This is a genomic window from Dietzia sp. SYD-A1, assembly GCF_015356725.1.
In the GTDB taxonomy this organism is placed as follows: domain Bacteria; phylum Actinomycetota; class Actinomycetes; order Mycobacteriales; family Mycobacteriaceae; genus Dietzia.
This window is the reverse complement of record NZ_JADDKI010000014.1, coordinates 1-10,051: the sequence shown is the minus strand read 5'-3', so window position 1 is coordinate 10,051 and position 10,051 is coordinate 1. Positions and strand designations below refer to the sequence as shown.

Annotated in this window: 10 protein-coding genes and 1 pseudogene; 3 read left to right on the top strand and 8 right to left on the bottom strand. The window is 69.5% G+C overall.

Annotated features, from left to right (window positions below):
- The 3 genes and pseudogenes from IY392_RS00720 to IY392_RS00710 all read left to right on the top strand — a co-directional run.
- Positions 1–354 (top strand): annotated as a pseudogene (locus IY392_RS00720) (magnesium chelatase); the annotation flags it as partial.
- Entirely contained in the window at positions 354–968 is a 615-nt protein-coding gene (gene cobO / locus IY392_RS00715; RefSeq protein WP_107755355.1) for a cob(I)yrinic acid a,c-diamide adenosyltransferase, read from the top strand. The pseudogene IY392_RS00720 and the gene cobO, both read left to right, overlap by 1 nt.
- Positions 962–2,425 (top strand): cobyrinate a,c-diamide synthase, encoded by a 1,464-nt coding sequence (locus IY392_RS00710; RefSeq protein ID WP_107755354.1) that lies wholly within the window; start codon positions 962–964, stop codon positions 2,423–2,425. The genes cobO and IY392_RS00710 overlap by 7 nt, the downstream gene beginning before the upstream one ends.
- Positions 2,426–2,440: 15 nt before the next feature.
- Here the strand turns inward: IY392_RS00710 and IY392_RS00705 are convergent, their stop codons facing one another.
- From IY392_RS00705 to IY392_RS00675, 8 genes are all read right to left on the bottom strand, one after another.
- Positions 2,441–3,724 carry an ABC transporter substrate-binding protein gene (locus tag IY392_RS00705; RefSeq protein ID WP_107755353.1) on the bottom strand — a complete coding sequence of 428 codons (1,284 nt, stop codon included), beginning with the start codon at positions 3,722–3,724 and terminating at the stop codon, positions 2,441–2,443.
- A gap of 46 nt (positions 3,725–3,770) precedes the next feature.
- Positions 3,771–4,304, bottom strand: a complete 534-nt coding sequence (locus tag IY392_RS19405; RefSeq protein WP_255541984.1) for a branched-chain amino acid ABC transporter permease — start codon at positions 4,302–4,304, stop codon at positions 3,771–3,773.
- A complete protein-coding gene (locus IY392_RS19400; protein ID WP_255541983.1) occupies positions 4,274–4,957 on the bottom strand; it encodes a branched-chain amino acid ABC transporter permease in 684 nt (227 codons plus the stop codon). Before IY392_RS19400 ends, IY392_RS19405 begins: the two co-directional genes overlap by 31 nt.
- Positions 4,954–5,859: a branched-chain amino acid ABC transporter permease gene (locus IY392_RS00695; protein ID WP_107755351.1), complete on the bottom strand. Its 906-nt coding sequence runs from the start codon at positions 5,857–5,859 to the stop codon at positions 4,954–4,956. Before IY392_RS00695 ends, IY392_RS19400 begins: the two co-directional genes overlap by 4 nt.
- Entirely contained in the window at positions 5,856–7,691 is a 1,836-nt protein-coding gene (locus tag IY392_RS00690) for a long-chain fatty acid--CoA ligase (protein ID WP_194860268.1), read from the bottom strand. Before IY392_RS00690 ends, IY392_RS00695 begins: the two co-directional genes overlap by 4 nt.
- A complete protein-coding gene (locus IY392_RS00685) occupies positions 7,691–8,503 on the bottom strand; it encodes an ABC transporter ATP-binding protein (protein ID WP_107755349.1) in 813 nt (270 codons plus the stop codon). Before IY392_RS00685 ends, IY392_RS00690 begins: the two co-directional genes overlap by 1 nt.
- Positions 8,500–9,288 carry an ABC transporter ATP-binding protein gene (locus IY392_RS00680; RefSeq protein WP_182612293.1) on the bottom strand — a complete coding sequence of 263 codons (789 nt, stop codon included), beginning with the start codon at positions 9,286–9,288 and terminating at the stop codon, positions 8,500–8,502. Before IY392_RS00680 ends, IY392_RS00685 begins: the two co-directional genes overlap by 4 nt.
- A 313-nt stretch (positions 9,289–9,601) precedes the next feature.
- On the bottom strand, positions 9,602–10,051 hold a 450-nt coding region (locus tag IY392_RS00675; protein ID WP_194860267.1), incomplete at its 5' end, for a precorrin-6A/cobalt-precorrin-6A reductase.

Sequence of the window (10,051 nt, the reverse complement as noted above, 5' to 3'; positions counted from 1 at the left end):
CTGGCGGAGGGCCTGCTCACGACCGCCGAGGTGCTCCGCATCGCCCGGGTCCGCGATCCGCAGCGCAGACCCCTCGTCGTCGTCGTCACCGACGGCCGCGCCACCCACGGCCCGGACGCCCTCGCCCGGTCCCACGCCGCGGCGGCCGGGCTGGCCTCCCTACCGGTGGCGTCGGTGGTGGTGGACTGCGAGAGCGGTCGGTTCCGCATGGGCCTGGCCTCCGAACTCGCCGCCCACCTGGGCGCCGAACACATCCCGCTGGGCGAGGTGACGGCCGAGGGGCTGACCGACACCGTCCGGACCCGCACGGCCGCGCGACAGAGCCCCGCACACCCCGAGGGAGAGGTGGCCTGATGCCGCAGGGACAACCGACCCGCGTGCCCGACGACGGGCTGAGCACCCGGCAACGCCGCAACAAACCCCTGATCATGGTCCACACCGGGCCCGGCAAGGGGAAGTCCACCGCCGCGTTCGGCCTGGCCATGCGCGCGTGGAACCAGGGCTGGGACATCGGCGTGTTCCAGTTCGTCAAGTCCGCCAAGTGGCGCATCGGCGAACAGACCGTGATGGAGCGCCTCGCCCGACTGCACGCCGAGACCGGTGAGGGCGGGCCCGTCGAATGGCACAAGATGGGCTCCGGCTGGTCCTGGTCGCGCAAGGACGGCACCGAGGAGGACCACGCCGCCGACGCCGCCGAGGGCTGGGCGGAGATCACGCGCCGGCTGGCCGTCGAGCGACACGACCTCTACCTGCTCGACGAGTTCACCTATCCCATGAAGTGGGGGTGGGTGGACGTCGAGGACGTGGTGGAGACGCTGACGTCGCGGCCCGGTCGCCAGCACGTGGTGATCACCGGCCGCGACGCCGACCCCCGGCTGCTCGACGCCGCCGACCTGGTGACCGAGATGACCAAGGTCAAGCACCCGATGGACGCCGGCCAGAAGGGGCAGAGGGGGATCGAATGGTGACGCACCTGCCCCGGCTCGTGGTGGCGGCGCCGGCGTCGGGTCACGGCAAGACCACCGTCGCCACCGGGCTCATGGCGGCGCTGCGGCGCAGGGGCCTCACGGTCTCGGGCCACAAGGTGGGGCCCGACTACATCGACCCGGGATATCACGAGCTCGCCACCGGACGACCGGGCCGCAACCTCGACCCGCATCTGGTCGGCGAGGACGCGATCGTTCCCCTGCTGCTCCACGGGGCGCAGGCCGCGCCGCGCCCGGCCGACGTCGCCGTGATCGAGGGCGTGATGGGCCTGTACGACGGCCAGATCGGCGGCGACGGCTTCTCCTCCACCGCCCACGTCGCCGGCCTCACCGACACCCCGGTGCTGCTGGTGGTCGACATTTCCCACGCCTCGCGCAGCATCGCCGCCGTGGTACTCGGCATGGCGACGTTCGACCCCTCCGTCCGCATCGGCGGGGTGATCCTCAACAAGGCCGGGTCTCTCCGCCACTCGGATGAGGTACGCCGCGCCCTGGAGCCGCTGGGGATCCCCGTGCTCGGGGTGCTGAGCCGGGACGACGAGGTCACCGCGCCGTCCCGTCACCTCGGCCTGGTCCCGGCGGCGGAGCGACCGGGAGCCGCCGGTAGCCTCGACCACCTCGCGGACCGCCTCGCCGACTCGGTGGACCTGGACGCGGTGATGCGCCTGGCCCACGCGGCGCCGCCACTGGCCGGTCCGGCCTGGTCCGCGGAGGAGGCACTGGTCGGGGGCCTGCCCGACTCGGGTCCGCCGGCACTGGCACTGTCCGGGCCACGTCGTCCGGTCGTCGCCGTGGCGGGAGGCCGCGCCTTCACCTTCCGTTACGCCGAGACGGTCGAGCTGCTCGACGCCGCGGGGTGCGACGTGGCCGTCTTCGACCCACTGGCCGACTCCGCACTGCCCGAGGGCACCGCCGGCGTCTACCTCGGCGGCGGGTTCCCGGAGGTGCATGCGGCGGGACTGGCCGCCAACCGGCCGATGCTCACGGCGCTGCGGACCGCCCTCGGCGCCGGTGTGCCCACCGTGGCCGAGTGCGCGGGACTGCTCTACCTCTGTCGCACCCTCGACGGCGCCCCGATGATCGGGGCGGTGCCGGCGGACGCGGCCATGTCCCCGCGCCTCACGCTGGGCTACCGCCGCGTCACCGCGGGGTCGACGAACCTCCTCACCGTGGCGGGCACCGAGGTCACCGGCCACGAGTTCCACCGCACCACGGTCACCCCGGGCTCCGGTGCGGGCACATCTGGCGCGGGCGCGTCCGCGGCGTGGACCTGGGGCGACCGGGTCGAGGGGTTCGCGACCCCCACCCTGCACGCCTCGTACCTCCACACCCACTGGGCCGGGCACCCCGCACTGGCCGCGAGGTTCGCGGCCGAGGTCGCCCGCGTGCACAGCGCGCCGCCCGTCGACGGTGGTCGACGGGCGGCTCGCGTCAGCTGAACCGAGCGCGTTCGGTCACATGAGGTAGCACGCCTCGGTGAACTCGAAGTCCGCCGCGGTCGGCCCCTCGTACCATTCCTCCTCCAGGACCAGACCCGTCGGGCTGCCCGCCTCGATCCGGTTGAAGATGGTCGAGCGCGACGCGTGCTCGTTGACGTCACCCGAGTAGTCACCTGCGCCCTCGGCGAACATGCCGTCGGTGTCCAACCCGGTCAGCTGGTCGGCGGTCTCGAAGACCCCGGCCCGGGTGAGGTCGTCGTTCTCGATGGCCTGCTGGAGCAGACCGCGGATGACGGTCTGGGCGGCCCATCCCAGCACGAACCAGTCGTTGGGCTCGGCCCCGATGGACTCGGCGAACTCGCGCATCTCGTTGTGACCCTCGGAGTCGTATCCCCAGGGCGCGACGGTGGCGGCGCCCCGGTACCGGGCTTCCAGCGCGGGAGCCGCCTGGCTCCCCATCAGCCCCGCGCTCCAGGTGGGCGTGGCGCCGATGAACTGGCCCTCGTACCCCTGCGCGACGGTCGCACCCACGATGGCGCCGGTCTCGATCGCGCTGGTGGCGAGCAGGACGACGTCCGGACGGTCGGCCAGGATCCGCTGGATCACCGCGGTCTGCTCGTCGGTGCCGCCGGGCGCCGTGGTGTACCGCGTGAACTCGATGTCGCGCTCCTCGGCGGCGATCTCCGCCCCGTTGGCCGCGTCGTCGCCGTAGTCACCGGGGAAGTGCACCATCCCGACGCTCGTGGCGTCGAGCTCGTCGACGGCGTAGTCGACCATGTTCATGGCCTCGGCGCAGTAGCTGGTACCGAACTCCAGCACGCCGTCCTCGAAGAGCCAGTTCGACCCCAGCGAGGCGGGGACCGCCAGGATGTTCTGCTGCCGGGTGTCATCGAGGATGCCATTGGTGTGGGCCGTGCCCAGCGAGTGCGCCAGCACCAGGATCTGATCCCTAATCTCCCGGTACTCCTGGGAGTGCGTGGTCTCGTTGTAACCGCTGTCGCGAACGTGGGTCACCATGTCGACCTCGTAGCCGTCGATGCCCCCGTTCTCGTTGACGTTCTGCCAGTAGGCCTGCGCGCCCTCGATCATCGGGGCGCCGACCGGGGAGAACGGGCCCGTCAGGTCGGTGACCGCACCCAGGTAGATGCAGCCGTTCGACTCGTCGACCGCGTTCGGGCACGGCTCGTCGGTGATCCCGGCGACCTCGGTGTCGGAGGCGTCGTCGCGACCACAGCCCGACAGGACCAGGGCGACGGCCGCCAGACCGGCCACCCCGCTGCGTAGCGTCTTGGACTTCATGATGTTCTCCTCGGTGTTCGATGTGTGGGATCAGACGTGGGTGGGGTCAGTAGGTGAAGGGGAAGCTCTTCCAATACATCCGCATCCGCAGCCATATGCCGAACAGGCCGCGTGGCTCGAACAACAGGAACGCGACGATGAGGCCGCCGTACAGGATCGCCTCGACCTCGTAGATGTTCGGGCTGACGTTGGGCGCCGTGGAGATGTAGGGGACGAAGTGCGCCATCTCGGAGGAGATCCGGGGCAGCGACGCGATCAGCAGGGCGCCCATGATCGTGCCGGAGATCGTCGCGGCGCCGCCGATGAAGACGATCGCGACGAACTGGATCGACATGATCAGCCCGAACTGCTCCGGACCGAAGTGCCGGTTCGCGACGAACAGCAGCGACCCGCACACACCCGCGTAGAAGGACGAGACCGTGAACGCGATGAGCTTGTAACGGGCCAGGTCGACACCCATGACGCCGGCCGCGATGTCACGGTCGCGGATGGCTCCGAAGGCGCGGCCGACCCGTGAACGCGCGATGTTCCGGGCCGCGAGCGCCCCGATCAACAGCAGCGCGAGGAAGAACCAGTACAACTTCTGGTCCGAGGTGAACGCGCTATCGAGGGTGAGGTCGTCCCCGAACAGGATCGGCCGGGGGCCTCGCGACCGACTCCCTGGCCACCGGTGACACTCCCCCACTCGGTGAAGATGTACGTGCCGAGGAAGACCAGGCCCAACGTCACCACCGCGAGGTACAGCCCCCGCAACCTGGTGGCCAGCGGCGCCACGATCACCCCGCAGAGCGCGGCCATCGCACCGGCGGCGAGGATCCACGCCGGGATGAAGGTGATCCCCAGGCCCAGCGCACGCCCCTCGGGATCGCCGGCCACCACCGAGGCGGTGTACGCGCCGACCCCCACGAAGAAGGCGTGACCGAGGGAGATCTGCCCCGCGTAACCGGTGATCAGGTTGAGCCCGATCCCACCGATCGCCAGGACCAGCCCGAGCCCGAGGATCCGCAGCACGTCGTCGCTGACGTTGAGCGGCAGCAGGACGGCGAGGACGACGAGCACGGCGGCGCCCAGCGCCTTGGCCCGCGTGTTGAACAGCGCCTGCTCCTGCCGGTAGCTGGAGTAGAGCTCCGGCCGCCCGCGGGGACCGCCGAAGAAGCCGGCCCGTCGCCCGGTCGCGGTCCGCGGCGTCGGGGATCCCCCCGACGGTTCCGCCGCCGATACGAGTGTGCTCATACCCGTTCCACCTCCTTGGTGCCGAACAATCCGTGGGGTCTGACCAGCAGCACGGCCAGCATGATGATCCAGGGCATCAGCGGACCCAGGTTCGTGGTGAGTTCGGGCATGACGCCGCTGCCGTCGAACCACTGGTTGTGGTAGGTCGAGACCATGGCCTGGGCTATGCCGATGGTCAGGCCGCCGATGATCGCGCCGCCTATCGAGTCGAACCCGCCGATGACGATCGCGGGCAACGCGATGAGAGCCACGAGCCACAAGGTGTTGCCGATCGGGCCGCCCGTCGCGGCGAAGATCCCCGCGAGTGCCGCCAGGGCCCCGGCCATCGCCCAGGACAGCGCGAAGATCGCACTGGCGCTGACGCCCTGGGCCATCGCCGCCTCCTGGTCGGAGGCGACCGCACGCATCGCCAGGCCCACCGAGGAGTACCGGAAGAACAACAGCAGGGCGACGACGATCACGGCGGCGGTGACGAACGCCGCCACGTGCCGGTGCTGGACGATGACCCCGCCGATCACCGAGACGTCGGTCCCCCACGGGTCCCCGACCGAGCGCGGCTGGGTACCGAGGAACATCCCGGCGACGGTTCGGATGACGATGTCCAACCCCACGGTGATGATCGCCACGATGAACACCGCCTTGCCGACCATCGGGCGAATCGCGGCCCGCTCGACCAGCAGGGCGATGACACCGATGGCGATCACCCCGAGGATCGCCCCGACGTAGAACCCCATCACCGGCGCGAGGAAGCTGACGATGATCGCCCCGGACATGAGGAACGCGGGCTGCGCGAAACTGATGACGCCGGTGGCCTTGAAGATCATGACGAAGCCGATCGCGACGAGTGCGTAGATGGCACCCGACCCCAGACCGACACTCAGGGCACTGAGGAACTGGGTCATCGTGCCCCCTCGTAGAGCTCGTCGACGAGGTCCGCGAACATCCCCGTCACCGCCGACCGCTTGACCTTCTGGGTGGCGGTGAGCTCGCCCTCGTCGTGGTCGAGCTCCTTGGGCAGCAGCGCGAATGCCTTGACCTGCTCCACGGCGTTGAACCTCTCGTTGGTGGCGTCGACGACACCCTGTACCAGCTCGCGGACCTCGGGTTTCTCCGTCAGGTCCCGGTAGGTTGTGTAGGCGATCCGTTTGCGGGTGGCCCAGTCACCGACTGTGTCGAGCTCGATCCCGATGAGGGCGGTGAGGTACCTGCGACCGTCGCCTATCACGAGGGCCTCCTTGATGTAGGGGGACACCTTGAGGGCGTTCTCGACCTCGGACGGCGAGACGTTCTTGCCGCCGGCGGTGATGATGATGTCCTTCATCCGGTCGGTGATCTTGACGTGGGTCCCGTCGACCCACTCGCCCACGTCCCCGGTGTGCAGCCAGCCCTCGGCGTCGATGGTCTCGGCCGTCTTCTCGGGGTTTCGCCAGTACCCGGCGAACACCGCCGGGCTGCGGACCAGGATCTCGCCCGTCCTCTCGTCGATCTTGAGTTCGGTGCCCTCGTGGGGTTCACCGACGGTCCCGAGCTTGACCCGTCCGGGCTTGTTCGTGGTGGCGATCGCCGAGTTCTCCGTCATCCCGTAGAGCTCGTGCATCGGGACGCCGATCCCCATGAAGAACTTGAGGACCTCCGGGGCGATCGGTGCCGCTCCGGATACCGCGTGCCGTGCGTACCGCAGGCCCGTCCGGACCCGCAGAGCCCGATACATGCAGATCCACCCCAGCACGTACCAGGCTCGGCTGGCCGGGGTGTGCCGTCCGCCGTTCGAGACCAGCGCGTCGCCGATCCGCTCGGCGCGCGCCAGCCAGAAACCCGACCACTTCCGCTTGAGCCAGGTGGCGTCCTCCAGACGGATCTGGGCCGAGGCCAGGAGCTTCTCCCAGATCCGCGGCACGCCCATCACCAGGGTGGGCTGCACCTCCTGGAGATTCTGGGGCACGGTGTCGATGGATTCGGCGAAGGTCACCTGGAGTCGGCTCGCGCAGCTCATCCACGTGGTGAAGAAGCGCTCGGCGACGTGCGACAGCGGGAGATAGGTCAGCACGTAATCGGAGGGCCCCGGGGGCGGATCGGAGGTCCCCCCGCGGGTCATGACGGTGTCGATCGCGAACTCGACGTTGGACGTGGTGAGCATGGCGCCCTTGGGTGGGCCGGTCGACCCGGAGGTGTAGACGAGGGTGATCAGATCGTCAGGTCGTGCCTGCTCCATCCGTCTGACCACCGCCTCCGGGTCCTTCAGACGGTGCTCGCGCCCGAGCGCCAGGAAGTCGTCCCAGTGGATGAGTCGCTCGTCGTCGTAGTGTCCCCGGATCCCGCGCGGTTCCAGGTACACGATGTGGGTGAGGTCAGGGCACTGGTCGGAGACCGCCAGGGCCTTGTCCACCTGCTCCTGGTCCTCGGCCACGAGCAGCTTCACCTGGCTGTTCTCCAGCAGGTACCCGACCTCGGCGGCCGGGTTGGTCGGATAGACGCCCACACTGACGCCCCGGACGGCCACGGTCGCGATATCGCAGATCAGCCACTCGGGCCGGTTCTCGCTGTGGATCGCGACTCGGTCCTGGGTGTCGATCCCGAGCGCGATCAGCGCGTGCGCGACGTCCTGGATCTGGTCCCAGTACTGGGCCCAGGTCGTCGGCTGCCAGACACCCCGTGACTTCCTCCGCAGTGCCACGTCCCCGGGGTGGGCGGCGGCGTTGTCCCGGACCCGCGTGGCCAGAGTGGTGGTGCTCATCAGCTCCCCCCTCCGTCCGCGGGCACTGCGGCCTGGCCGCCCAGATAGGCCTCCACCACCGCCGGGTGGCTCTGGACCTCCGCAGGGGTGCCGAGGGCCAGCGGGGCGCCGAAGTCGATGGCCAGCACGCGGTCCGCGATGTCCATCACCAGGCTCATGTCGTGCTCAACGAGGATCATGGGGGTCTTGAACTCCTGTCGGATCGAGAGCAGGAAGCGCGCGGTGTCCTCGGTCTCCTCGAGGTTCATCCCGGCCACGGGTTCGTCCAACAGGAGGATCTCCGGCTCCATCGCCAGCGCCCGCCCGAGCTCGATGCGCTTCTGGATGCCGTAGGGCAGCAGGCCCACCGGGAGCTTGCGCCACGCCTGCAGTTCCAGCAGGTCGATGATCTCCTCGACCGCGGCGCGGTTCAGTTCCTCCTGGCGCCTGGCCGGCCCCACCCAGGCGATCGCGGCGAGTGTGCCGTAGCGGAACTTCACGTGGCGACCCAGCATGAGGTTGTCGACCAACGTCAGGTTGGCGAACAACTCGACGTTCTGGAAGGTCCGGGCGACCCCCAGACGGGCGATCTTGTGCGGACGCATCCCCAGGAGCTGTTGACCCTTGAGCTTCACCGACCCCTGCTGCGGCCGGTACACCCCCGAGAGCACGTTGAAGATGCTGGTCTTCCCGGCGCCGTTGGGGCCGATGATCGCGAAGAGCTCGTCCGGGTTGACGGTGAAGTCGACGCCGTCGATCGCCTTGAGGTTCCCGAAGGCCAAACTCACCTGCGAGAACTCGACGACCGGGCTGGTCGTGGACGGGTTCGTCATGATGCCCACCTCTTGCGCCGGCGGTACTGTTTGACGTTGCGATAGGACTTCGTCCCGTCGGAGTCCGAGCGCGCGCCCAGGTAGAACTCGCGGATGTCGTCGTTGTCGAGCAGGTCCGCCGCGGGCCCGTCCATGACCACGCGGCCGGTCTCCACCACGTACCCGTGCCTGGCGATCGACAGCGCCATCGCCGCGTTCTGCTCGACCAGCAGCACCCCGGTCCCCTGCGAGTTGATCTCCACGATGATGTCCCGGATCTGCTCCACCATCTTGGGCGCCAGGCCCAGGCTCGGTTCGTCCAGCAGGAGGAATCGCGGTGCGGACATGAGCGCCCGGCCGATCGCCAGCATCTGCTGCTCGCCGCCGGACAGGTAGCCGGCGACTCGCGACCTGCGCTCGTGGAGGACGGGGAAGAGCCCGTAGACGCGATCGAGGCCCTCGCGGAGGTGGCGGCGCGTGACGTGCGCGCCGATGCGCAAGTTCTCCTCGACCGAGAACTCCTTGAAGATCCGTCGCCCCTCGAGGACGTGCTTGACGCCGTGTCGCGCGATCGCGGGTGCGCTCAGCGAACCGATGTCCTCCCCGTCGAGGGTGACCGACCCCTTGGTGATGGCCCCGTTGTGGACATCGAGTAGTCCGGAGAGGCTGCGCAGCAGCGTCGACTTGCCGGCTCCGTTCGCGCCCAGCAGCGCGACGATGTGGCCGTCCGGCACGTCGAAACTCGCACCTCTGATGACGAGCATCGCGTCGTCGTAGACGACTTCGAGATTACGAACTGATAACACTCGGCCTCCTGGTGTGATGGAGACCACACTATTCTCAGGTGTCCGAACATTTCTGTGTTTAGGCCGATTTCTCTGATCATGTTCTCGGCGGCGCCGGGCTGGGCGAAGTCCCTGCGGGTGGCGCCGGAGTCGTGATACGTGAGGCCAGTCCACCGTCCTCGACTTGATTGACCTGCGGCGATGCAGACCCGCGCGAGATCGGGTCCCGCAAGGACGGACGCGGCCAGGCGAGGCGTCGATCGTCTCTACACATGTGTTAACCCCGTAATCGGATCCTGTGGATCGGCCCGGAACCCGGCGTCCGGGAGCCTCCTCAGGCCAGGGTCCCGACCCGGTCGACGGCGGCCACCGCGTCGGCCACCACCTCCACACCCGGAGCGGCCCCCGGGCGGCGCACGACGACCACCGGCACCCCGAGTTCGGCGGCCACCGCCATCTTCGGCCAGGTGTGCACGCCTCCCGAGTCCTTGGTCACCAGCACGTCCGCCCGGTGCGCGGTGAACAGCGCCCGCTCGCCCTCGGCCGAGTAGGGACCACGGTCGAGCAGGAGCCGCCACCGGGCGGGGATCATCCCCTCGGGCGGGTCGACCACCCTCACCAGCGCCTCGCGGGTGGCGAGCGGACCGACGAACCTCGCCAGTGACTGTCGGCCGACGGTGAGGAACGGGCGGCCCCCGAGGTCCGCGGCGGTCGACGCCGCCTCGTCGTGCCCCGACACCCAGTGCCACCGGTCGGCGCCGGGGGCCGCCGACCAGCCCGGTCG

Excerpts from the sequence above, each read along its gene's own strand:
- IY392_RS00705 (WP_107755353.1), bottom strand. The coding sequence starts at position 3,724 with ATGAAGTCCAAGACGCTACGCAGCGGGGTGGCCGGTCTGGCGGCCGTC.
- IY392_RS19400 (WP_255541983.1), bottom strand. The coding sequence starts at position 4,957 with ATGAGCACACTCGTATCGGCGGCGGAACCGTCGGGGGGATCCCCGACG.
- cobO (WP_107755355.1), top strand. The coding sequence starts at position 354 with ATGCCGCAGGGACAACCGACCCGCGTGCCCGACGACGGGCTGAGCACC.
- IY392_RS00690 (WP_194860268.1), bottom strand. The coding sequence starts at position 7,691 with ATGAGCACCACCACTCTGGCCACGCGGGTCCGGGACAACGCCGCCGCC.
- IY392_RS00695 (WP_107755351.1), bottom strand. The coding sequence starts at position 5,859 with ATGACCCAGTTCCTCAGTGCCCTGAGTGTCGGTCTGGGGTCGGGTGCC.
- IY392_RS00710 (WP_107755354.1), top strand. The coding sequence starts at position 962 with ATGGTGACGCACCTGCCCCGGCTCGTGGTGGCGGCGCCGGCGTCGGGT.
- IY392_RS00685 (WP_107755349.1), bottom strand. The coding sequence starts at position 8,503 with ATGACGAACCCGTCCACGACCAGCCCGGTCGTCGAGTTCTCGCAGGTG.